This window comes from Niallia oryzisoli, assembly GCF_043641075.1.
Classification (GTDB): Bacteria; Bacillota; Bacilli; order Bacillales; family Cytobacillaceae; genus Bacillus_BD; species Bacillus_BD oryzisoli_A.
Genome location: NZ_JBHZRC010000001.1, coordinates 450986 through 475289 on the forward strand (window position 1 = coordinate 450986; position 24304 = coordinate 475289).

The 24304-nt window shown below is 37.7% G+C and carries 25 protein-coding genes; 21 read left to right on the forward strand and 4 right to left on the reverse strand.

What is annotated here, in order from left to right; translation table 11 throughout:
* Positions 1-39 precede the first annotated feature (39 nt).
* From rsgA to ACHUFV_RS02420, 8 genes are all read left to right on the forward strand, one after another.
* The gene (gene rsgA / locus ACHUFV_RS02385) at positions 40-1125 is read left to right on the forward strand and encodes a ribosome small subunit-dependent GTPase A (RefSeq protein ID WP_394232006.1); all 1086 of its coding nucleotides are present in this window, start codon (positions 40-42) and stop codon (positions 1123-1125) included.
* A 265-nt stretch (positions 1126-1390) separates the two neighbouring features.
* A complete protein-coding gene (locus ACHUFV_RS02390; RefSeq protein WP_394232007.1) occupies positions 1391-1660 on the forward strand; it encodes a CD3324 family protein in 270 nt (89 codons plus the stop codon).
* Positions 1661-1802: 142 nt separating this feature from the next.
* Positions 1803-2453 carry a FusB/FusC family EF-G-binding protein gene (locus ACHUFV_RS02395; RefSeq protein ID WP_394232008.1) on the forward strand — a complete coding sequence of 217 codons (651 nt, stop codon included), beginning with the start codon at positions 1803-1805 and terminating at the stop codon, positions 2451-2453.
* 105 nt (positions 2454-2558) lie between these two features.
* Positions 2559-2945, forward strand: a complete 387-nt coding sequence (locus ACHUFV_RS02400) for a thiol-disulfide oxidoreductase DCC family protein (protein ID WP_394232009.1) — start codon at positions 2559-2561, stop codon at positions 2943-2945.
* 668 nt (positions 2946-3613) lie between these two features.
* A complete protein-coding gene (locus ACHUFV_RS02405; protein WP_394232010.1) occupies positions 3614-4594 on the forward strand; it encodes an NAD(P)-dependent alcohol dehydrogenase in 981 nt (326 codons plus the stop codon).
* Between the two features lie 261 nt (positions 4595-4855).
* On the forward strand, positions 4856-5824 hold the full coding sequence (locus tag ACHUFV_RS02410) for a ribose-phosphate diphosphokinase (protein ID WP_394232011.1): 969 nt from the start codon (positions 4856-4858) through the stop codon (positions 5822-5824).
* 159 nt (positions 5825-5983) lie between these two features.
* Positions 5984-6667, forward strand: coding sequence for a hypothetical protein (locus tag ACHUFV_RS02415; protein ID WP_394232012.1), 684 nt, complete (start codon positions 5984-5986; stop codon positions 6665-6667).
* A 41-nt stretch (positions 6668-6708) separates the two neighbouring features.
* Complete coding sequence (locus tag ACHUFV_RS02420; protein WP_394232013.1) at positions 6709-7827, forward strand: FAD-dependent monooxygenase; 1119 nt, start codon at positions 6709-6711, stop codon at positions 7825-7827.
* 65 nt (positions 7828-7892) lie between these two features.
* Here the strand turns inward: ACHUFV_RS02420 and ACHUFV_RS02425 are convergent, their stop codons facing one another.
* Together ACHUFV_RS02425 and ACHUFV_RS02430 are read right to left on the reverse strand one after the other, a co-directional pair.
* Positions 7893-8264: a VOC family protein gene (locus ACHUFV_RS02425; protein ID WP_394232014.1), complete on the reverse strand. Its 372-nt coding sequence runs from the start codon at positions 8262-8264 to the stop codon at positions 7893-7895.
* Positions 8265-8353: 89 nt separating this feature from the next.
* Positions 8354-8890, reverse strand: coding sequence for an isochorismatase family protein (locus ACHUFV_RS02430; RefSeq protein ID WP_394232015.1), 537 nt, complete (start codon positions 8888-8890; stop codon positions 8354-8356).
* A gap of 234 nt (positions 8891-9124) precedes the next feature.
* On the opposite strand from ACHUFV_RS02430, the gene ACHUFV_RS02435 reads away from it, so the two are divergent.
* The 10 genes from ACHUFV_RS02435 (at position 9125) to ACHUFV_RS02480 (ending at position 19168) form a co-directional block, all read left to right on the forward strand.
* Positions 9125-9904 carry a TerC family protein gene (locus ACHUFV_RS02435; protein ID WP_394232016.1) on the forward strand — a complete coding sequence of 260 codons (780 nt, stop codon included), beginning with the start codon at positions 9125-9127 and terminating at the stop codon, positions 9902-9904.
* A 94-nt stretch (positions 9905-9998) separates the two neighbouring features.
* Positions 9999-10796, forward strand: coding sequence for a TerC family protein (locus tag ACHUFV_RS02440; protein WP_394232017.1), 798 nt, complete (start codon positions 9999-10001; stop codon positions 10794-10796).
* 216 nt (positions 10797-11012) lie between these two features.
* A complete protein-coding gene (locus tag ACHUFV_RS02445) occupies positions 11013-11456 on the forward strand; it encodes an SgcJ/EcaC family oxidoreductase (protein WP_394232018.1) in 444 nt (147 codons plus the stop codon).
* A 96-nt stretch (positions 11457-11552) separates the two neighbouring features.
* Positions 11553-12467: a VOC family protein gene (locus ACHUFV_RS02450; RefSeq protein WP_394232019.1), complete on the forward strand. Its 915-nt coding sequence runs from the start codon at positions 11553-11555 to the stop codon at positions 12465-12467.
* A gap of 228 nt (positions 12468-12695) precedes the next feature.
* Entirely contained in the window at positions 12696-13199 is a 504-nt protein-coding gene (locus tag ACHUFV_RS02455) for an acyltransferase family protein (RefSeq protein WP_394232020.1), read from the forward strand.
* Between the two features lie 35 nt (positions 13200-13234).
* Positions 13235-13693, forward strand: coding sequence for a hypothetical protein (locus ACHUFV_RS02460; protein ID WP_394232021.1), 459 nt, complete (start codon positions 13235-13237; stop codon positions 13691-13693).
* A gap of 137 nt (positions 13694-13830) precedes the next feature.
* The gene (locus ACHUFV_RS02465) at positions 13831-13974 is read left to right on the forward strand and encodes a hypothetical protein (RefSeq protein WP_394232022.1); all 144 of its coding nucleotides are present in this window, start codon (positions 13831-13833) and stop codon (positions 13972-13974) included.
* 373 nt (positions 13975-14347) lie between these two features.
* Positions 14348-15832 carry an aldehyde dehydrogenase family protein gene (locus tag ACHUFV_RS02470; protein WP_394232023.1) on the forward strand — a complete coding sequence of 495 codons (1485 nt, stop codon included), beginning with the start codon at positions 14348-14350 and terminating at the stop codon, positions 15830-15832.
* A 215-nt stretch (positions 15833-16047) separates the two neighbouring features.
* Positions 16048-17709: a GAF domain-containing sensor histidine kinase gene (locus ACHUFV_RS02475; protein ID WP_394232024.1), complete on the forward strand. Its 1662-nt coding sequence runs from the start codon at positions 16048-16050 to the stop codon at positions 17707-17709.
* A 16-nt stretch (positions 17710-17725) separates the two neighbouring features.
* Positions 17726-19168, forward strand: coding sequence for a sigma-54-dependent transcriptional regulator (locus ACHUFV_RS02480; RefSeq protein ID WP_394232025.1), 1443 nt, complete (start codon positions 17726-17728; stop codon positions 19166-19168).
* Between the two features lie 126 nt (positions 19169-19294).
* Here ACHUFV_RS02480 and adhP read toward each other — a convergent pair whose 3' ends face one another.
* A complete protein-coding gene (adhP, locus tag ACHUFV_RS02485; protein ID WP_394232026.1) occupies positions 19295-20305 on the reverse strand; it encodes an alcohol dehydrogenase AdhP in 1011 nt (336 codons plus the stop codon).
* 310 nt (positions 20306-20615) lie between these two features.
* On the opposite strand from adhP, the gene ACHUFV_RS02490 reads away from it, so the two are divergent.
* Positions 20616-21743: an iron-containing alcohol dehydrogenase gene (locus ACHUFV_RS02490; protein ID WP_394233352.1), complete on the forward strand. Its 1128-nt coding sequence runs from the start codon at positions 20616-20618 to the stop codon at positions 21741-21743.
* A gap of 156 nt (positions 21744-21899) precedes the next feature.
* On the opposite strand, the gene ACHUFV_RS02495 is transcribed toward ACHUFV_RS02490, so the two are convergent.
* Positions 21900-22340, reverse strand: a complete 441-nt coding sequence (locus ACHUFV_RS02495) for a YaiI/YqxD family protein (protein ID WP_394232027.1) — start codon at positions 22338-22340, stop codon at positions 21900-21902.
* 411 nt (positions 22341-22751) lie between these two features.
* Here ACHUFV_RS02495 and ACHUFV_RS02500 point away from each other — a divergent pair, with 411 nt between their 5' ends.
* Together ACHUFV_RS02500 and ACHUFV_RS02505 are read left to right on the forward strand one after the other, a co-directional pair.
* Positions 22752-23453: a toxin regulator gene (locus ACHUFV_RS02500; protein WP_394232028.1), complete on the forward strand. Its 702-nt coding sequence runs from the start codon at positions 22752-22754 to the stop codon at positions 23451-23453.
* A gap of 490 nt (positions 23454-23943) precedes the next feature.
* Positions 23944-24303: a P-II family nitrogen regulator gene (locus ACHUFV_RS02505; protein ID WP_394232029.1), complete on the forward strand. Its 360-nt coding sequence runs from the start codon at positions 23944-23946 to the stop codon at positions 24301-24303.
* The last annotated feature ends 1 nt before the right edge of the window (position 24304 follow it).

Below are 24304 nucleotides of genomic sequence, written 5' to 3' on the forward strand. Positions count from 1 at the left end.
CTCCCAAAAGTTAGGATTAAACTTTAGGAGGAAACAAAATTGAACCATATAGATATGAAAAACATTGGACTGACTGAAGAATTTATACAGGAAGCTAATAAATATAAGGACTTATATATAGGTCGAATCACATCTCAATATAAGAACGGTTATAAGGTCATAACGAGTAATGGAGAACTTCCAGCAGAAATATCTGGTAAGTTCCGTCATAATGTAAAAAGTCTGTCTGAATATCCTGCTGTTGGGGATTTTGTTCTAGTGGATCGAACCAATCACTCACAGGGCAATGGAATTATTCATCATGTATTAACCCGAAAAAGTGCTTTTGAACGAAAAGTGGCAGGTAACACAACGGATACACAGGTTGTAGCTGCAAATATTGATACGATTTTTATTTGTATGTCACTGAACAATGATTTTAATCTACGCAGACTGGAACGGTACCTTTCCATTGCCTGGGATAGCAGTGCTATTCCGGTCATTGTGCTGACAAAATCAGATTTATGTAACGATATAGACGTCAAATTAAAAGAAGTAGCCTCCATAGCTTTTGGCGTGGATGTACTGGTTACAACAAGTATTTCTAATGATGGGTATCGTTCCTTGCAAAAGTATCTTTCCAGCGGTAAGACCCTCGCATTCATCGGTTCATCAGGAGTGGGTAAATCAACCTTGATTAATTGTCTACTCGGTCAAAGTCTATTAGACACGAGCGAGATAAGAAGTGACGATAAGGGCAGACATACCACTACAAGACGTGATTTGATCATATTTCCGAATTTAGGTGTTGTGATTGACACTCCAGGAATGCGGGAGCTCGGGATTATTAGTGCTGACCTAACAAAATCCTTTGCAGATATCGATGAGCTGGCTTCAAAGTGTAGGTTTAGCGATTGCACTCATAAAAGTGAACCTAACTGCGCGGTGCAACAAGCGATTAATGATCAAATATTGTCTGTCGACAGACTGGAGAGCTATTGGAAGCTTAAAAAAGAGACGAAATATGATGGCTTAAATTCTAGAATGATTGAAAAAGAGAAAATAAACGAAATGTTTCACAGCATGGGCGGGATGAAAAACGCCAGGAAATATATTAAAGAAAAAAGCAGGAATAAAGAAAGATAATATTAGAGCCTTTTAAATATAAAAAAACAATCATGTTTCATTCCATTTGATGAGTAAATTTCTTATAATGAACAGTAAAGGGGGTGCTTACAGTTGGAGAATCATTTAAGATTGTCTGGTACTTCTTCCACTCATGCAAAGCCTATTATGGGAAAAGCGATACTTTGCATGGGGCGAAACGATTAATCGATCGCTGATCAAGCTTTTCTTCTATTTTGGCTTTGCACCTTATTTATAAAAAATTAAAATAAGGGAGCGGGCAAGATTGAAATATATTAACGCAAACAAGGTTTTACCTGAAAAGCTAATCATGGAAATTCAAAAGTACGTTCAAGGGGCAGCCCTTTATATTCCGAGGCCGGAAACAGAGTATCTGAAATGGGGTACTTCAAGTGGCACAAGACGTCTGCTTGACAGCCGTAATACTGCCATTCGACAATCATTTAGCAGCGGAAGCAGCATCGAGCAGCTAGCTAATGAATATCATCTGTCAGCTGAAACCATTAAGAAAATTGTTTATTCAAATAAAAAGTAATTGAACAGCACTGATGGAAATCTTTCATCAGTGCTGTTTCTTATGTATAAAACGTTTCTAAATCAACTTTTACATTTTAAATTCGTGTTATATTCTCTAAAATAAATAAAAGAAACATTGTAAATGTTAGGAGAGACACGTAATGACTGAGAGATTTATTAAAAATGAACAGTTAAATTTTATCAAAAAACAAATTGCTTATATTAAAGATTCTGCTAAAAAGAATGTGCCCCCTGCAGTTATGGCCGCAGTGATTGACATAAGTAATGCGAAAATTTTGGAGCTCTTTCCATATGCATCATTGGAGCAACAAGAAATGCTGGACCTATCTAGTTTGAAAACAGATGGAGAGTTTGACCAATACATTCAGCGGCTTTTAGATTATTTACTGCCATTTCCAAGGATTACGGAACAGCAGCTAAAAAAAATGTTTCCAAAGAATAAAAAATTAAAAATGCCTGATCTTTCTGAAATAGACCACAGTCAGTTAACTTACTTAAGCTGGAATGACCTTAGATCTAATAAGAAATATATTGTCTATGAGTTGGAAGGAACAATGGCTGGCATTGAATGTAAACTTTCACCTACAAGTAAAAAGAATATTTGTTCAATCTGCCATGGTTTTGGTGAGGTTGCTTTTTTTTCTACCGTCACAAAAGCAAAAAGTTCTAAAAACCCTGATTACTACAAATCCATCGGCAATCTTATCTGTGCCGACAGCCGTGAATGCAATAAAAAAATAACCAATGTCGATTACTTAACCAACTTTTTTAAAGACTCATTAGTGATATGATAATAGTGGAAACGAGATAACGCACCATCTTAAATGTAGATGGTGCTTTCGATTTTTTGTAACTCATTCATATTTGATAATATATTTTAGAAAGGAGGCAGTTTCATGAACATTATCCTATTCGATGGAGAATGTAATCTTTGCGACTTTAGTGTTCAATTTATTATCAAAAGAGACAAACAAGCCTTATATCATTTCACTTCTAAACAAAGTGATGTCGGACAACAGCTATTAAAGAAGCATCGTATCCCTGCCGATTTAGACAGTTTTATTCTCGTTGAAGGAGAAAAATGTTTCTACAAATCCACAGCCGCCCTTAGGGTTTGTAGAAATTTAGAGGGTGGTTGGAAGCTATTACATTATTTGATAATTACCCCAAAACCTTTACGGGATTATGTTTATGGAATGATTGCGAAGAACAGATATAAATGGTTCGGAAAGAAGAATAGCTGTATACTTCCATCGCCAGATTTGACAAAACGATTTTTATGAAAATGACGGAACCTTAAATTTCAAAGAATCGTCCTTTAGTTAACTTAGTAAAATAAACGATTACTCCATTCTCAAAAATTAGCTATTTAGATGAACAAAAGATCTGTAAGGTCACTTAAATAAGCAAAATGATATTATCATTTTATTGTTTTAGTTTATAATAAGCATCGAACACAACAGCAGGGGGAATGAACATGATTATCACAGATGAAGCCCGTGATGAATTTAAGCAAATGTTCAGAGAAGAGAATGCAGCGAATATTCGTCTCTTTTTTGATGGCTATGGCTGAGGTGAGCCAAGAATTGAACTGACTCTGGATGAGCCGGAATTAGATGATATAATCGTTACCATTAATAGCATAAAAGTAGCAATTGACCCATTCATTGAACCCTATACAGAAAACCTTACTCTTGATCGCAGCGGAGCTGGTAATGGGATTTCTATGTTAGGGAATACAGGTGGATGCTGCTAGAAGGACAAGTTAGATGAAAAAGGATCACAACGTTGGATCCTTTTTTTATATTCTCTCAATATTTGTTGTAACAGCGACTGGTCGTCATATGGTATTTCCTAAAGATTAATAACCCCTAGATTCATATACCTTAGTTTGTTCTATTTCTTGATCCTATTCGTATGTTAGTTATATATAGAATTTGGAGGAGAATGAATGAAAGCCATTGTATATACAAAATACGGTCCACCTGAAGTTCTTCAACTAAAAGAGATCGAAATGCCATCCCCAAAGGATAATGAAATTCTCGTTAAAGTAAAAGCAACAACTGTAACAGTGGCCGATATTAGGGCGCGGGGTCTTTCTGTTCCTAAAGCTTTTTGGCTTTCTGCACGTATTTCACTTGGTTTCAGAAAACCTAAAAAAGAAATATTAGGGATGGAGTTTGCAGGTGAAGTTGTGTCAGTCGGAAAAGCAGTTAAAAGGTTTAAGCCAGGTGATGGAGTTTTTGGCGCTACCCTAGTCGGTTTTGGTGCTTATGCCGAATATATATGTCTTTCTGAAAATGGATCGGTTTCTCTTAAGCCCTTTAATCTCACTTTTGAGGAAGCTGCGGCCATTCCAATTGGTGCACGAACAGCATTGCACTTTCTTAGAAAAGCAAACATTCAAAGCGGTCAAAAGGTTCTTGTCTATGGGGCATCTGGAAGTGTCGGAAGCTATGCTGTACAGCTTGCTAAGTATTTTGGTGCACGCGTTACTGGGGTATGCAGTACATCGAATTTAGAATGGGTAAAATCTCTTGGAGCCGACCAAGTGATTGATTATACGATGGAGGACTTCTCTAGTGCAGAAGAGAGCTACACAATAATATTCGAAGCTGTAAACAAAAGTTCGTTTTCTGCATGTAATAGATCGTTAAAGAAAGGCGGTACTTATATAAATATTACTGAGCCGCTTCCAACAATTCATATGCTATGGACTACATTCTCAAACCGAAAAAAAATCATTATGAGTCAAAATGCACCTGAAACTCCCGAAGCGTTAAACTTTCTTAAAGAAATTATTGAATCAGGAAAATTAAATGTAGTTATAGATAGAACTTATTCGTTCGAAAAGATTGTAGAAGCTCATCAATATGTAGAGAAAGGACACAAGAAGGGAAATGTAGTAATTACCTTGGAACAAAATAGTTAAAATTGAAGCAAATAATAAAATATGAAGGAAATGATAATAAGACCAATTTCTCATCAAAAATGAGTAATTGGATTTTTTTATTATTGGCTACTTAAAATGGTCTTAATACGTACAAAAACATATTTTGCAGGTAATCTTTTGAGGACTATAAGGAACTTACACAATATGTTCTAAATATTGCCAAAGTTCCGCTTCGCAAATAACCGTATCAACAGTTATAATAAAAGAAAAACGAAAACGAATTTTGTAGAAGAAACTCGTATGGAGGTAAATGGATTGGAGTCGAGTAAGATAAAAAATAAAGTAAAGCTTTTTACACTAAATTCAAACCAGGAGCTGGCATTAGAAATTGCCGAGATATTAGGCTATGAGCTAGGTAAAGTGAATGTATCTCGGTTTAGTGATGGGGAAATTCAAATACATATAGAAGAAACGGTGCGAGACAGTGATGTTTTTATCATTCAATCCACTTCAGATCCTGTCAATGAACATTTGCTGGAGCTTTTGATTATGATTGATGCTTTAAAAAGGGCTTCTGCAAGTCAAATTAATGTAGTCATTCCTTACTTTGGATATGCACGTCAGGATAGATTGGCACGTCCAAGAGAACCAATTACGGCGAAATTGGTAGCAAATTTATTGGAAAAGGCTGGCGCTACAAGAGTCCTCTCCATTGACCTTCATACGGACCAAATGCAAGGCTTCTTTGATATTCCGATGGAACACTTAACAGGAATTCCAGTTCTTTCACAGTACTATGAAAACAAAGGGTTAGAGGATGTGGTTGTCGTATCACCACATCACGGGAGTATTAGAAGAGCAAGAAAACTTGCCGATTTGCTGGATGTTCCACTCGCACTTATAGATGAAAGAGATCCGGAAGAATTAGATGCTCAGGCAATCAACGTTATTGGACATGTGGATGGAAAAAATGCCATCATCATTGATGATATGATTGATACAGCAAAGACCATTTCCTATGCAGCTAAGGCTTTAGCAGAAAGCGGAGCTAAAGCCATTTATGCCTGCTGTACCCATTCTGTATTCACCGGAGAATTTAAAGAGAAAATTGAATGGTCCCCGATTACAGAATTGGTTGTTACCAATACGATCCAGCTTCCTGAGGAAAAGAAAATTCAAAAGGTAAAAACCATTTCCGTTGCACCATTACTAGCAGATGCCATTGATCGAATTCATTATGAAAAAGCAGTTAGCCCATTGTTTGAATAGTATTCATACTATGTACCAAACGATAAATGAAAAGCCGAACAGATTCCTTTAGGAGTCCTTCGGCTTTTTACATTAAACTGATTACCAATTTATGACTTTCATGATTTCGAACACACAATTAGATACTAAGAAAATACAAGAAAGTTTAAAGGAGGAAGTATGAGAAAAAGTAAATACTCCATTTCAGAATATTGGAGAAACAAAATCAGTCAAAACGAAAAGTTTTGGTACGGTCTTTTCGATAAACAGTCGATTAATCATGACTCGATAATCATTAGTCCGGTTATTCTTAATTCTTATAGCAATCAAGCTGAGGATGGCTGGGCTGTCTATCCTAATGTTCAAAGTGTGCTTGGCTTTTTGCAGTACATCTACCTGCCAACAGCGTTTACTGGCATTATAAAAGGAGAGAATATGGATTATCCGTACTACTTTCAAGAGGATTTAGGTGAGAATCTTTATGAATACAAGGAAACATATCCGGAAAAAGTCCAGCTGATTGAGAAAATGGAGAATCTATTTTATGATCTCATCACTTTATGGGATCATGATCATGACCATTCGCTTGAAATGCTAAAGCAATGGACACAGGATTTTAATCGCGATTGGGAAGAGTCGAAGTATATATCCTGCTCTTTTCATGTATTTGGTGCTCCGAAGGAAGCAGCCGATTTTATTGTTGCCGTTTATGAAGAGGATTTAGATATTAAATTTTTTGAGGATGAAATTGGTTTGTCGAAAGATGAATTTCTCCAATTAGCTTCAGATGACCTTTACCAAAATGACTTTTTAAAAAGAAAATTCACTGATATTTTGACGAATCGATTATCTGTTGCTTTTTAATGAGTAAGAACTGCAACTGTAAAAAGAAAAAGGTGGCAAATATGGGCGACAAAACAATCAATGTAGAGGTTTGTATTGTTGGAGCTGGGCCGAGCGGCTCCTTATTGGGTTACCTGTTGGCCAAAATGGGCATATCTACATTAGTGATTGACCGCTCCTCTGGTGATACTCCTCCTTTTAGAGGGGAACATATAAGTGCTGAAACAGAAGAAATGTTAAAAGAGCTTCATTTGTTCAAAAAGATAGAAGAAAAAGGTCTGCTCAGAATGGAGAGGGTAGAATTCATTGAGCATGGACGTATAGTAAAAGAGATTCACCCGCAAGGAAGTGAGGAGCATGTTGGAATTCATGTGCCTCAAGCCCATTTAATTAGGACAATCCTTGAGGAAGCCAAGCAGTACAAGAATTTCTATCTAATGTTAAAGACAAAGTGCAGCGGGTTAATACAGGATGATCATGGTGCTTATTGTGGAGTAGTAGCAATAAGTGGAAAGGAAGAATGGAGGATTAATTGTTCCACTGTGATTGGGGCGGATGGTCGCTATTCAATTGTACGAAAGCTTGCGGATATTCCAGTTGAAATGATTCAACATGGTTATGATGTTTTATGGGCAAAAATACCTTCCCCATCTGGCTGGGAACCGACCGTCAGATTGCTGCTAACGCATGGTAAACAGCTGGCTCTTTTTACACAGACAGGAGGCTATGTTCAAATTGGATGGAACATTGAAAAGGGAACCTTTGGAGAACTAAAACAATCCCCATTTAAATTCCTATTAACACCACTGGAGGAAAATATTCCAGAATTAATAGAACCCATGCATCAACATCTTACCTCATGGAAGGATATTGTCTTTTTAGATGTTTTCAGCTCGAAAAGTCAAACGTGGGTCAAGGATGGATTAGTTATAATTGGCGATGCTGCCCATACCATGACACCAACCGGAGCAGTTGGAATAAATACAGGGATGAAGGATGCTTATTTATTAGCGCCAATCCTTTCTGAAGCGGTACAGAGTAAGCAGTTTGGTATAGAGATGTTAAGTGAATTTGAATTGAAGAGAAGAGATCATGTGGAATTACTTCAGGATGAGCAGGTACAGGAAGAAAAATCGTTTGTCTTTAACTTTAAGGATTTTCCTTTAAAAAACATGCATTAGGGACTAGGGGCAGGCACCTCAACTCGAAAGCTTTGATGCTATGGTCCCCAGCCCCTCACCTTTATTTATCTATGCTGATCGATAAGAATCTGATTTCCATCCGGATCTTCAAGGGTAAAAAACGCAGGACCTTCACCTGATTCTTCGGCTTCTGTTATGATTGCAATTCCTTTTTCTTTAAGTTGCTTTTGCAGTTTTCGAACATCTGTGAATGCTTCAAGGTTTTGGGCATTTTCATCCCAGCCTGGATTAAAAGTAAGGATATTTTTTTCAAACATTCCTTGAAACAGACCAATGATACAATTTTCATTTTTCATAATCAGCCAATTTTGTGAAATATCTCCACCTAAATCTTTAAATCCAAGGTTCTCGTAAAACTCTTTCGATTTATGAATATCCTTCACGCTTAAGCTAACAGAGAATGCACCTAGTTTCATGTTTCTACCACCTTTTTATTAGAAATAGCACTACCTTTTTCTTGTTGGCACTTATTTTTTATGTAAAACTACTTTTATCTTTTGGCTGTTTATTTGATTAAGCGTAGAATTGTTTTAAACTGGTCGTGGTCGCCTTGCTGCATCAGCTCATACAAAATCATTTCAGTACTTGTAGGCAAAATACCAAGTGACTGCATTTTGGTTAAGCCAATTTTCTTATTTTCCTTTGTGCGAGAAGATACTGCATCCACGACGACTTCAACCTCAAATTCTTGTTCCTTTAACTGTCTTGCTGTTTGGTATACACAAATATGGGATTCAATGCCAGTTATTATAAATTGTGTACGGCCGTTCATCCTTATAGCCTCCATAAACTCCTCTTCCTGACATGCACTGAAAGCAATCTTAGTGATCGGATGGCCGTCCAAGTGCTGTGAAATTTCTGAAGCTGTGGGTCCTAATCTGCTTGGATTCTGTTCCAGCCACAGAATCGGTACTTCAAGTGCTTGCATCCCTTGCACAAGCTTTGCCGTATTTTCAATAATTGATTCGCTTTCATCCACAATAGTTGCAAGTTTTCTCTGTATATCCACAACAACAAGGCAGGCTTTTTCAGCTGAAAACATACTAACACTCCTTTTATTTAGTATTACTGTTAATAATACCTGATATTTCAAAATAAAAATGTTAAATAAATAGATAAATTTTTACAAATTAAGTGGTTTAGATCCATAAAAAAGGATACATACAGTCAAAACCTTTTAAGTATTTTCCATAGAATTACCTATAGTTTAAATGGGAAATCTAATGTTAACTCGATTAAAAATACATTATAACTTTTAGAAAAGGGGAGAAGTGGGATGGAGTCAATATGGTTAGAGTATGCTTGGGCATTGTTAATTCTAATTGGATTAGAGGGCTTGTTATCGGCTGACAATGCGCTTGTACTTGCAGTTATAGCCAAGCATTTACCTGATGATCAGAAAAAAAGAGCGATAAATTATGGAATAATAATGGCCTTTGTATTTCGATTTGGTGCACTTTTCATAATTTCGTTTATTGCAAACGTATGGCAGATACAGGCAATAGGTGCAGCTTATCTTTTATACTTAGGCTTAAAACATGTCATTCAAGCGAAGTTTGGAAAAAAGAATGAGGATATTCATAAAGACGATGCACAAGAAGCAGCAGGCAAAGGCTTCTGGCCAACAGTTGGGAAGATTGCACTGGCTGACCTCGCTTTTGCAGTTGATTCGATACTTGCTGCCGTTGCTCTTGCTCTTGGTCTTCCAGATACACAGTTTGGCAATTTCGGCGGTATGGATGCAGCGAAATTTATGGTTGTTTTACTCGGAGGGATTGCTGGTCTTATCTTAATCAAGTTTGCAGCAACCTGGTTTGTACAGCTTCTTGCAAAACGTCCAGCACTGGAAACAACAGCCTATGCTATTGTTGCCTGGGTTGGAGTCAAACTTGCTGTCATTACCCTTGCCCATGAGGATATCGGCGTCTTAGATCATGATTTTCCTCACGGTACACCTTGGACATTGACCTTCTATGGCATTTTGGTCGCCATTGCACTAATAGGCTGGTTTGCACCAGAAAAAAAGTCCTATCAAATAGATCCGAAAAGTGAGTAGACAAAGGTTAATCGGTGATAGTATTGATAGGAAGATCACTTTACCGTCTTGTCCCAGAAATAAGTGCTTCAGTTTGTGAAAGGGGAGAAGTGGGATGGAGTCAATCTGGTTAGAATATGCCTGGGCATTGGTCATTCTAATCTGCTTAGAAGGATTATTATCAGCTGATAATGCTCTTGTACTTGCAGTAATAGCAAAGCATTTACCCGAAAATCAGAAAAGAGAAGCGATAAATTATGGTATCATTTTAGCCTTCTTTTTTCGTTTTTTTGCACTTTTTGTCATTTCGTTCATTGCTAACATATGGCAAATCCAGGCTGTTGGTGCAGCTTATCTACTTTATTTAGGCTTAAAGCATATTATTCAGGCACGTTTTGGGAAAAAGAACGAGGATATTCATAAGGATGATGAAAAAGAAGCAGCTGGCAAAGGATTCTGGCCAACAGTTGGAAAGATCGGACTAGCTGACCTCGCCTTTGCAGTTGATTCAATCCTTGCTGCTGTTGCTCTTGCCCTCGGTCTTCCAGATACAGCACTTGGTAATTTCGGCGGTATGGATGCAGGAAAGTTTATTGTTGTTCTTCTCGGAGGAGCTGCTGGCCTTATCTTAATTAAGTTTGCTGCAACTTGGTTTTTACAGCTTCTTGCAAAACGACCAGCATTGGAAACTACGGCCTATGCCATTGTTGCTTGGGTCGGAGTCAAGCTTGCTGTCATTACCCTTGCCCATGAGGATATCGGCGTCTTAGATCATGATTTTCCGCATAGTACTGCTTGGACACTTACTTTCTATGGAGTATTAATCGCTATTGCCATGATTGGGTGGTTCGCTCCAGAGAAGCAATCAACTCCTGCAGAGTCTAAAGAAGATAAAGAAAGAAAAAAGGCATAGAATCTGTCACATGGACGTTCATGATGTAGTAATAGCGAGCTTTATCAATATGGCAGCAAAAACCCTTAGAATGAATTAATCTCTAAGGGTTTCATTCATTCTCTAAATAAGTTTATTATTACCATAGCCTTAAATTAAAACTTACATATTGTGCGAACATCTATTCGTTTGGTAAAATTACCCTTGAACGTAATTTTATTGCAAGGAGTGGACATGATGGATATAACACTTGAAGTACAAGCTGTTTATCAGCAACTTATAGAAGCCTGGAATAGACGAAGTGCATCAGGTATGGCCGAATTATTTGACGAAGATGGTGAGAGCATTGGTTTTGATGGTAGTCAATCTATCGGAGTTGAAGAAATATTCATGCACCTAAATCCAATTTTTGAAGACCATCCAACTGCTAGATTTGTTAGCAAAGTTAAGAGTGTTCAGGCTCTAAGCTCTGACATCGTTCTATTACGAGCAATTGCTGGAATGGTACCACCACAGCAGTCAGATATTAATCCTAATGTAAACACCCATCACACTCTTTTGGTAGTAAGAATTGATGAAAAATGGCGCATCAAACTTTTTCAAAATACCCCTGTTCAGTTTCATGGAAGACCAGAGTTAGTAAAACAAATGACAGAGGAACTCAGGGAGTTATTGAAGTAAGGCTGTGATTATTTACGAAATTTATAATCACATTTTTTCAATTGGCTGTAACTTTTGGGTGCAGCGATTAAATATTAGAAAAATGGAGGAATAACAATGTCGAGAATAAATCAAAAAATTGTTCCGCATTTATGGTATGACAAGGAAGCAAAAGAAGCAGCCAAGTTTTATACTTCGATCTTCCCTGATTCAAAAATTACGAATATAACCACAATTCATGACACACCATCAGGTGACTCAGATATTGTTACGTTTCAGCTATGGGGACAGAAGTTTATGGCCATCAGTGCCGGGCCTTTTTTCAAAATCAATCCATCCGTGTCAATCATGGTTAATTTTGACCCATCGCGGGAACAAGATGCGAGGGAAAAAATAAATACTATCTGGAACAAATTATCCGAGGATGGCACTGTGTTAATGCCAATAGACAAGTATCCGTTCAGTGAGAGGTATGGCTGGGTACAGGATAAATATGGTTTGTCCTGGCAATTAATACTTACAAATCCAGAAGGTGAAGAGCGTCCATCTATGATACCGTCACTTTTGTTCGTCGGAGATCAATGCGGCAATGCGGAAGAAGCGATTCAATTTTATTTATCCATATTTAAGAACTCAAAGCAAGGGCATATCGCCCGCTATCCTAAAGGTATGGAACCTGACATAGAAGGAACCATTATGTTTTCTGAATTTCTCCTAGAAAATCAGTGGTTTGTCGCAATGGATAGCGCTCATGAGCATAAATTTAGTTTTAACGAGGCCTTTTCATTTATGGTGTACTGCGATACACAAGCCGAGATTGATCACTATTGGGAAAGGCTCTCCGCCGTTCCTGAAGCCGAACAATGCGGCTGGCTGAAGGATCAGTATGGCGTATCCTGGCAGATTGTTCCGAGAGAGATGGACGAGATGATGAGTAAGGGCACACCGGAGCAGGTTACTCGTGTAACAAAGGCATTTCTCAATATGAAAAAATTTAATCTTGCGGAATTGCAGGAGGCCTTCAAAGGATAAGGGAAACCTATTTGAATTAAGGTAGACAAATAAATAACAGAAGAGCTGACTGTGAGATGGTTCCAGTCAGCTTATTAACGTTTTTGCAATATAATCAGGAATATCAGTGAAACTTGATTGCTAGACAAGCAAACATACCTATAAATCTCATAAAGAGAAGTATCGACCCAATTATTTATCGTGATATAATAAAAAGATAATAAAATTTAAGTGGATTGGGTTGAAAGTATGGATACAAGAAAGAAACTGCATTCTATACAGGTAATCAGAGCGCTATCAGCCATAATGATAGTGGGACATCATGTTGCTTTATACATGAACGATTCTTCATTAACGATAGTAAATAACCTATTTATTAATGGCTGGGTTGGAGTTGACGTATTTTTTGTTCTTAGTGGTTTTTTACTATATTACACTTCGTACAAAAAAATCGCTCAAAAAGGGCAATGCAAGGATTTCTTATTTAAACGTTTAAGTAGAATATACCCAGTGTATTGGATCGTCCTATCTGCCGTTCTTATCATCTGGCCTTCATATTTCGGGGCATGGTACCTGTATTCGATAATGGATATTCTCAATAGTTTCATGTTAATGCCTCAGGAAGCATTACCAGTTTTGGGTGTCACATGGTTCTTATCCTTCACTGTTTTTTCCTATTTCATATTCGCTATTCTTATATTTTTTAAAAAGAAAACATCATATACAATTTTATTTTTTCGAACCATTATATAGAAATTATTGCAGGTTACCTAATCGCCTTTATGTTTATGAAAAATCCGGTTAAAAAACCGATACTTTCTTTATTGAGTGGATGTATTCTTTTTCTTATCATTTTCTATCAAATTATCGATGGAGCCCTTGTAAGAAATTCAACAGCAAGTATGTTTTTATTTTCACTAGCAGTTGGTTTGATTATATTGGGGTGTGTGTCTTATGAATTCAACCGAGACATATCTTTTCCTAAGAGTGTTTTAGCAGTAGGTGATGCCTCGTATGCTATTTATCTAACACATTTTAACTTATTGACGTTTACTGATCTCTTCAATCAGAAATTAGGTCTCCATTCCATAACAGCATTTTTATACCACACAATTCTTTTGATCCTTTTAGGGATTCTATTCTATTATTTTGTTGAAAAAAGAGTTATCAATAATATGAATTTAATTAGCAGATATAAAAAAAGCACAAAGATTGTTGCATCTGTAGAAAAGCGAGCAGCCTCTTAGACATTAATTTAACATCTAACCTTTCGATAAAACAGGTAAGCCTCTCAACAATTACTTTTAGTCCGTTTGTATAAATAAACCATAATAACAAAAAATAAACATGTGTAAATAAAGTTTCTACGAAAGGTTGAATGAACATGACCATTCATGTGTGTCCGAAATGCTATGAAGAAGGCAAGCTAGTACAGATCAAATTTATCGGTAATTATGGGATAGTAATGTGGTGTGATGAGTGTCAAGAAGCTTACTATGAAGAAGATTCCAAGACAGATGCTGTATAAAGCAAGGCTCTTTCCAATTTATTGCTGATTTTTGATGAAGATCTTCCATTTGGAAGGTCTTTTTTATTTGGAACTTCATGAATTTATTGATAACCAATGATACAACAGATTCTATCGAAACAGTTCGACCCATCAGGAAACATGTTCATACAAGATCACTCTATACCTTGCCTGTTTTACGGCATACATTGCCGCTATTTCGGCTGTTGTTGCCGCCTTTTCGGTTCTTTTTTTCTATTACACTTGAAAAGGCTGATAAACTTGTAGTTTCAAGTTGGCATTCTATTTGCTATAGAAATTAGTGAGTGTTTAATTTTTTCATTAATCAGAACATTCAGTAATCCGTTACTAACTAATTTGAGGAGGAATTTGAATGAACCAACTGACACAAGGGATTCATGCAAAGGTTGAAAGATTTTTATATGGGAAGAAAAAACTATATATTAACGGTCAATTTGTAGAAAGCCAATCTGGAAAAACGTTTGAAACGGTCAATCCTGCAACTGGTGAATTACTTGCCCATGTATATGAAGCAAATGCAGCTGATATTGATATGGCTGTAAAAGCGGCACGGAAAGCCTTCGATGAGGGTCCTTGGTCAAAAATGAATGCCTCTGAGCGAAGCCGTCTTATGTACAAGCTTGCTGATTTAATGGAAGCAAATTGCGAGGAGCTTGCTCAGATCGAGACCTTAGATAACGGAAAGCCCATTCGTGAAACGTCCAATGCAGACATTCCTTTGTCCATTGAGCATATGCGTTATTATGCAGGATGGTCAACGAAAATTGTTGGACAAACAATACCAGTTAATGGTTCCTACTTCAACTATACCCGTCATGAGGCAGTAGGTGTAGTAGGACAGATTATACCTTGGAATTTTCCACTTCTGATGGCCATGTGGAAGTTGGGAGCTGCTCTTGCAACTGGATGTACAATCGTTCTGAAGCCAGCGGAACAGACACCTTTATCTGTACTATACCTAGCAGAGTTAATAGATGAGGCCGGTTTTCCTCCAGGTGTCATTAATATTGTTCCTGGATTTGGTGAAACAGCCGGCCAACCACTTGTTGATCACCCATTAGTTGATAAGATTGCTTTCACAGGTTCCACGGCAGTCGGAAAGAGAATCATGTCAAGTGCTTCTAAATCCTTAAAGCGCGTCACATTGGAGCTCGGGGGCAAGTCACCAAATATCATTTTGCCCGATGCTGATTTAACAAAGGCAATCCCTGGCGCACTTAATGGAGTCATGTTTAATCAAGGGCAAGTTTGCTGTGCTGGTTCCCGCGTTTTTATTCAAAAGAAACAGTTTGATAATGTAATTGCTGATATGGCTTCACATGCAAAAAACATAAAACAAGGGGCCGGAATTCACACTGATACAGAAATCGGGCCACTAGTTTCTGCAGAGCAGCAAAATCGAGTACTCAGCTATATCGATAAAGGAATTAGTGAAGGTGCTCAGCTTGTTGCGGGTGGAAATAAACCTCAGGAGCAAGGTTTCTTTGTATCACCGACAATTTTTGCAGACGTAAGGGATGAAATGACCATTGCTAGGGAAGAAATCTTTGGACCAGTCATTTCTGCTATGCCATATGATGATTTGGACGAATTATTAAATCGGGCGAACAATAGCGAATTTGGACTGGCAGCTGGTGTTTGGACACGTGATTTAAAAAATGCTCATTATATTGCAAACAACCTTCGTGCTGGTACTGTTTGGGTAAACTGCTACAATGTCTTTGATGCAGCTTCTCCATTCGGAGGCTACAAACAATCTGGAATTGGCCGTGAGATGGGATCATATGCACTTGAAAATTATACTGAAGTAAAAAGTGTCTGGATCTCAATGAATTAAATTATCGACTGTTTCTAGTATAGACTACGAAATAAATAATAAAAAACTCGTTATCAATAATTAACGAGTTTTTTATTATTTATTTAATTCAGACATCTGCTACTAAAGCTAAGATACTTCTGAAAATTTTGGTAATTCAATACTTTTTTTGGTAAATTAGTCTTAACTAGTTTTATAATTTGTAGAGTCCAGATACATCCTAAGGGGGAACTTGTGTGAAGAACAGGGAGAGAATGATTGAACTTTTGACGGGGGTACAGTCGTCTAAGCGAAATTATTATACGGAGTTAAAGAAGACGGTAGGTGAGCTGCAGAAGAAGAATATTCAGTTGGAAATTATTAATGAGGTGATGAAAGGGTTTAACGTGGAGATGTCTATGGATGATTTGCTGCGCAATGTCCTTGAAAAGCTGAAGTCAATTTTTCCAATTGAACGGATTAGTTTATCTTTGATTGAGGGAAAGAACCTGATTCTGACAAATGTATATCCGACCAATTCATTTGCTTTAAAGATAGGTACACAATTTCCAAAGGATTGTTCGTTATATTGGAATGTGATGAATTCAGCGAAACCATTCTTATATAAAAAACAAAATCAATCTAATCAGCATCACTGGTTTGAAGAAAATGCCTTTACTGAAATGGGGCTCAACAGTATTTATTTGTTCCCATTAAATAGGAAAGGACACGCAACAGGGGTTCTTTCACTTGGCAGCAAGGGGAGTTTGGAGAACGATTCGTCCGATTTATCCTTTTTCCAGCAGTTATCCGATCAGCTCGCGGTTTGTATTGAAAACACAAACCTCTATAAAGAAGTTCTCATCACAAAAAAGAAATGGGAGAAGACTTTTCAGGCTGTGCCTGATGCCATTATTATTTTTGGGTTAAATCGGGTTATTCTTCAAGCAAACGAAGCAGCCTATCACTATTTCCCAACAAAAGGGAGGCTGATTGGTCAACCGGTGGACGAGCTTCTGTTCTCTCTAGAGGAAGATCACCCCTTTAAGAAAAAAATAGTCGAATTACAGCCCTCTTCCAGTGAATTACATATTGAAAATAAAATATACGAATGTCACTGCTACCCGATTTTTAATGATTCTAACGTTCATTTTGCCTCCATCATATATTTAGAGGATGTGACGGCAAAAAGACGCATTGAAGCCCAGCTGATTCAATCAGGAAAACTAGCAGCAATTGGTGAAATGGCAGCGGGTGTAGCCCATGAACTGAATAATCCGCTCACTGCAATAATGGGAAATGCCCAGCTCCTGCTTCGAAAAGCAGAGATAGATGATCGGAATTACCGACTGCTAGAGGCTATATATGAATGTGGCAAAAGGAGCAAAAACATCATACAGAATCTTCTTACCTTTTCACGGCAGGATGAGTACCTTTTTGAATCATGCTCTGTTAACGAATCCGTCCATCAAGCGTTAGGTCTAATAGGAAATCAGCTGTCAAGGCAGGGGATACAGGTCGAAGCCATTCTTGATGATACACTGCCTGACATTGAAGGCAGCTGCCAGCAGATTGGTCAAATTATATTAAATCTGCTGCTTAATGCAAAGGATGCCCTTGAGGACTCTGATAAATCGGATCAACACATCACACTAAAAACATTACTCGAAGAAGAGTCTACTAGCATTGTCCTCACTGTTACAGACAATGGATGTGGAATGGGGGAAGATGTACTATCGGAAATTTTCCACCCTTTTTATACAACGAAAAATGCTACAAAGGGTCATGGGCTTGGATTATCTGTTAGTATCGGCATCGCCCAGTCACACGGTGGAACATTACAAGCTGAAAGTGCACTTGGTGAGGGAAGCTGCTTTATCCTGAGGCTACCTATTCCAGAATATGAGAATGATCATTAAGAAAGGGACCTATAACATGGCACATATATTAGTCGTAGATGATGAGAAAGAAATCTGTTTTTTTCTAAACCACCTTTTAAGTGACAAAGGACATGACGTCACGCTTTGTACAAGTGGAAAGGATTTTGACTTCATAAAAGAGAATCAGACATTCGATTTAGCTTTTCTTGATGTCAGACTTCCTGATCGGACCGGTCTTGATATTCTACAAGATCTTAAAGCGATTCAGCCGTTTTGTAAAGTAGTTATCATGACTGGATACAGTACGGTAAAAACAGCAGTTGATGCAATCAAACTAGGAGCCTATGACTTTATTGAAAAACCATTTGATGATATTGAGGACATCGAACATCTGACAGATAGGCTGTTGGCTGATGAACCAATTTCTGGGCTTGACCATGTACACGATCTAGCCGCACGTATCGGTTGTTTTATTGGTCAGAATGAGGAAATGAATCAATTGTTTTCGTTGGCCTATAAGTTTGCCCAAAAAAATGTAACTGTATTGATTGAAGGAGAAACCGGGACAGGAAAGGAAGTTCTCGCTCATTTTATTCACCATGCAAGCCTAAGGACAAATTACCCTTTTATCGGCGTTAACTGTGGAGCCATCTCAGAACATTTGCTTGAAAGTGAGTTATTTGGACACACGAAGGGTTCTTTTACAGGGGCAGCTAAAGATCGAAAAGGCTATTTTGAATTAGCAGACAAAGGAACCTTATTTTTGGATGAAATCGGGGAGGCATCCCTTACTACTCAAGTAAAGCTTTTGCGAGTCCTAGAGACAGGAGAATACATGAAGGTCGGCGGGGAAAATATTCTGCGAAGTAAAGCAAGACTGATTGCAGCCTCACATGTGAACCTGCACCAAGCTGTGTCACAGGGGACCTTTCGGGAGGATTTATTATATCGTCTTGATGTTGTTAAATTAAATATTCCACCGTTACGTAAACGCGTCCATGATATTCCACTTTTTATCGAGGATTATGTAAAAAAACATCGACTTTCTTTATCGTTTACAGAGGAAACGTTGGAGCTTCTAAAGAGCTATAACTGGCCGGGGAATTTACGTGAACTGGTTAATGTAATCAAGAGAGCGGCTGCCTTAGCCGAAGGAGAAACGGAAAGAATTACCCCAGCATTTCTGCCTCCAAAAATCACCGCCTTCAACCAAGGATCCGTTGAGACAGCTGCTGCTTTGAGTACTTCTGTACCTGAGCAGGAGGAGTTTGATCTGTTTATTGATCAATGGAATCGTGAAATAAAGGATCTGTGGTTTGCAGAGGAACTAACTGAGCTCCAGCATGTTCTAGACAAAATTAAACTCATGGAAACAGAAGTAATCCATGCATTTATTGATAAATCTTTGAAGAAAACAGTCGGAAATCGGAAGGAGGCAGTTGAACTTCTCGGGATAACGATGAGAAAGCTTAGGTATTATTTGAATGAAAAAAAATAGGTTGATATAAAGGATAAATAAAGCAGTGCTCATTAGTATGTGCACTGCTGAAATGGAAAAGCTCATTCAACAAAGGTCAACCCGATAGGGAGGACAACTACATTGTAGGGCTCCTGTAAATGATTTTTACATAGTTAAAACAATACGACCATTGATTTTACCGGAAACCATGTTATCAAACACTTCATTAATTGAATCCAGTGAAGCGGTTTCAATTTGCGAACGTACTTTCCCGCGTGCCGCGAAGTCAAGTGCTTCCTGAAGGTCTTTTCTCGTACCAACAATAGAGCCTTTTACTGTAACTCCGTTAAGAACTGTATCGAAAATAGGGATTGGAAGCTCGTCATGTGGAAGACCAACAACCACAAGAGTTCCACCCCTCTTAACGGATTGATAGGCTTGTTCGAATGCTTTTCTTGTTACAGCAACACTAACAGATGCCTGAACGCCTCCTACTTTTTCTTTTATGGTTTCGACTGGATCTTCTTTTAAACCATTGATGGTGATATCAGCGCCTAAGTTAGCAGCCAGTTCTAATTTCTCATCTGCAATATCTACAGCAATGACATGGAAGCCCATTGCTTTTGCGTATTGTAGGGCAATATGTCCAAGTCCGCCGATACCATAGATGGCAACCCAATCGCCTGGTTTGGCTTCTGAAACCTTTAGCGCCTTATAGGTAGTGACACCTGCACAAAGAATCGGAGCCACTTCAACTGGATCTAGACCTTCTGGAATTCTAGCCACATAATCAGCTGGAGCTTTACAATATTCAGCATAGCCTCCGTCAACAGAATAACCTCCATTTTCCTGGTTTGGACAAAGAGTTTCTCTTCCACTTAGACAATATTCACATTCACCACAAGCAGAGAACAGCCAAGGGATTCCAACTCGATCGCCGATTTTAAGTGACTTTACACCTTCACCAACCTCTACCACAACGCCTACACCTTCATGACCGGGAATTAACGGAAGCTTTGGCTTTACCGGCCAATCACCATGTGCCGCGTGCAGGTCAGTGTGACAGACACCGCATGCTTCGATCTTAACAAGAATTTCCCCGTATCCAATTGTTGGTTTTTCAACCTCTTTAATTTCCAATGCTTTTTTGAATTCGTTTACAACAGCTGCTTTCATTTTTCCATCTCCCATAATTAATATTTAACACTTTCAACAATACTTAAAGCAAACATCGTGCCAATATTTAAAATATCCTGAATATTACAAATAGATGAATAACATGAATGAACTAGCCAAAATATCGAGAGACTTTGCCGGATTTTTGGCTTTATTAGCCGTTTTATCGGTCAAAAGAGTAATCATCCATACAAGGAAATGCATAATTTTAAGAAAATTTGATATACTCAACCAAATTAAAGTAAAATCAAAGTAATATATTTTTTTATTTTATAAAAGGTCGGTGGAGGACTTGATTACTAAGTTTGTGATGCCAGAGGTAATCTTTGGCAATGATTCACTTAAACAGGTGGGGGAAAGCTGTGCCCGGCTTGGAGCTCAAAATGTATTGATTGTTACTGATTTAGGTGTGATGGATGCCGGCTGGATGGATAGAGTCATAGAAAGCTGTCAGGAAGCGGGACTTAAGTATGTTTATTATAATGATATCTCTACGAATCCAAAGGATGAACAAGCAGAGCGGGGGGCCTTTGTTTATCAGGAGAATCGGTGTGATGCTGTAATTGGTGTCGGTGGAGGAAGTGTTATAGACATTGCAAAGGCTATTGCCATTCTAGCAACGAATGGTGGGAAAATATCAGATTACGAGGGTGTTGATCGAATAAACATACCTCTTCCGCCTCTAGTGATGGCTGGAACAACTGCAGGTTCCGGTGCAGAGGTTTCTCAATTTTCCGTCATAGTTGACTCAGAAAGGCAAAAGAAGATGACGATTATCTCTAAGTCGCTTGTTCCAGATATCGCTATCATTGATCCATTAACGCTTTCTACGAAATGCAGCAGACTTACAGCATCAACTGGCCTAGATGTTTTAACACATGCAATTGAGGCATATGTCAGCATCGCAGCCACACCTATGACGGATGTGTTTGCTAAAAACGCCATACATCTCGTGTCAGAAAATTTACGTCCTTCTGTCGCATCCCAATTACATACAGAAGCAAAGAAAAACATGGCGATGGCCAGTCTTCATGCAGGACTCGCCTTTTCAAATGCCATCCTAGGTGCAGTACATGCGATCAGCCATGCGATAGGAGGAAGATACCCGATGATGCATGGAGATTTAAACGCCGTACTCCTACCTTATGTCATGGAATTTAATTTGTTAGCAAACCCAGCAAGATTTAAGGAAATTGCAGAGCTGCTAGGAGAAAATTGTTCAGGCTTATCTCCAACCGAAGCAGGAAAAAGAGGTATCGAGCATGTCAAACAACTATCCGTTGATATTGGAGCCCCTCAGCGATTATCAGAAATGGGCTTTGAAGAACATATGATTAAAGAAATCAGCCAAATTGCCTTGCAGGACGCCTGCATGATCACCAACCCACGTGACATCACGGCCCAAGACGTAGAAAAAATACTCCAAAAAGCACTGTAATTCTAGTTTGATTTAAAGCATTGTTAACAATATTTTTAATCGGTTGGGTCAAGTTCATTCCTGTTACACAAGTGTAAAAAATAAATGGAGTGCTAGTTAACAAGCACTCCATTTTATTTGGTATAATACATACTTTAAATCTTCCCGGAGATTACGCTAAAGGGAAATCACTTTTTTGAAAAGCTCCCTAAAATTCTCTCTATCTTCTGATGTAAATGGTTTTGGTCCTTTTGTACGTTTTCCAGCTTTTCGAGCCATGGCACTTAAATAACGTGTTTGTAATAGCTGATCAATATTTTCATTTGTATAGACTAACCCTTTATGGTGAAGTACTGTACACCCTTTTGCTAGCCCAAGTGAAGCAAGTCCATAATCCTGGGTTACAATAATATCCTCTTTTACTGCTAGCTTCATAATTCGATAGTCCGCCGCATCTGCACCAGCGTCAACATAAATAGTTTCTACCCCTGATGGTTGTTCCACATTAGAAAAATGAGAAAAGCTCGTAACAAGGACAACGGGAATCAGTGCCTTTGTACCCTCAAAAATAATAATATCCTTTACCGGACAAGCATCTGCATCAACATAAATTTTCATCATTTTCTCTCCTAAAATTACTTTGAGTTGATATTAATCTCAGGTTAGAATCTTGTCAACTGATTAAGGTGCTTTATGTAGAATCAGTCAATAGCAGGTATGTTAAAAATCAATATAGGTTACAAGGTCATCAATCAATGGATAGTAATATTACCATTTATTTTATAAGTCTAGGAATTGAAATTTAATTCCAAGGATCTAATAAATAGAGGTATTTATATCATTTGGGTAAAAAATAGGTAGGATAGAAAAAGTATTTAATAAAATTATTATCACTTATACTAGAAAAACAAAATAATCCACAAATAATAAAAATTACCATTATAGGTAAAAGGATATAACCCTTTTTACCTATAAATTTGATAGTATTTATATAGTACTAATACTAAGTTAACGAAAGGAAGTTACAACTTGAAATTATTAGCATTTTTAAAGAATAGATGGAAATATGTATTAACAGCAATTATTGCTCTTATAATTGGATTTGCTGCAGGTCCTTCGCAAGAAGAATTGGATAGTGCAAATAGTAAGGTTTCGGATTTAAAGAAACAACTCTCAAAAGAAACTGAAACAGTTGCAAGTTTAGAATCAAAAAACGAAGAACTACAAATTAGAGTGGATGAAGCCGCTCCGTGGTTTGAAATGAAGGACGAAGAACGTAAACAAAAAGAAGCGGAGGCAAAGGCGGCTGAAGAACAACGATTAGCTGAGGAAAAGGCAAAGGCTGAGGCAGATGCTGCAGCTAAAGCAGCGGCTGAAGCTGAAGCGCAGAGATTAGCTGAGGAAGAAGCTAAGAAAGGCTATGACACAGGAATCACGTATGATCAATTAGCACGAACCCCTGACGACTTTATCGGTCAAAAAGTTAAATTCCATGGTAAAGTGGTTCAAGTAATTGAAGGTGACGATACAACACAAATAAGAATAGCTGTTAATGATGATTATGATACAATTCTTTTTGCAGAATTTGATAAATCTGTTGTAACTTCCAGAATATTAGAAGATGATGTAATTACGATTATGGGATTATCGGCTGGTTTAATCACTTATCAATCGACAATGGGAGGTAATATATCCATACCTGGTGTCTCAATTGATAAAATAGAACAGTAATCTTTAGCAATGCCTTTGACTGTTCATCAACAGATACATCGCAGTATTTTAATAAAGTACTGAGTATTTATTAAATAATGGTGTTACTTAAAAGAGCCTCTCCAAATGGAGAGGCTCTTTTATTGATTGTGAGGGTGAGATAAATATCAAGATTACGGACCATTTCCGTTCAACTAGGGGATGATTTCTTTTACATTTCATACTTTTATATTATTAAAATTGGGAGGTCTAAATACTTTTAATAAAGATCAATCTCTAAATGAGATTGATTATATAATAAAAAGATATTGTTTAGATTAATGAAAACAAATAGAATAAATTTAAGGAAAATATATTTCTTAAAATATCAAAAAGTTATAATATCCAGATTCGCATTCAGTTGATAGGAACAGAAATTCTAACGGTTATTCCCATCATTTTTAAAAACTTTGTTCAAAAATGAGCATAGTGGATCGTAGAGTCAGAGAATCTAAATAGAAGGTGATTGCAAATGAAGAAAGTTGAAGCGATTATTCGGCCTGAAAAATTAACTGAGACGCTTAAGGGACTTAAAAATATTGGTATTACAGGCTTTACCATATCTCAGGTAGTCGGTAGGGGAAAACAGAAAAGCAGTCAGGGAGTTTATCGGGGGAAAAATTACAAGGTAACTCTTCATCCAAAAGTAAAACTGGAAATCGTCCTTTCTAATTATATGGTGGAGCAAACGATTAAGAGCATCGTTGAGTCGGCCCAGACAGGTGAAGATGGTGACGGTAAAATTTACGTATATCCTATTTTAGAAGCCTATAACATTCGAACAGGAAAAGCAGACGATAGTATTGATGATTTAGTAAATGGTGAGGAGTAAA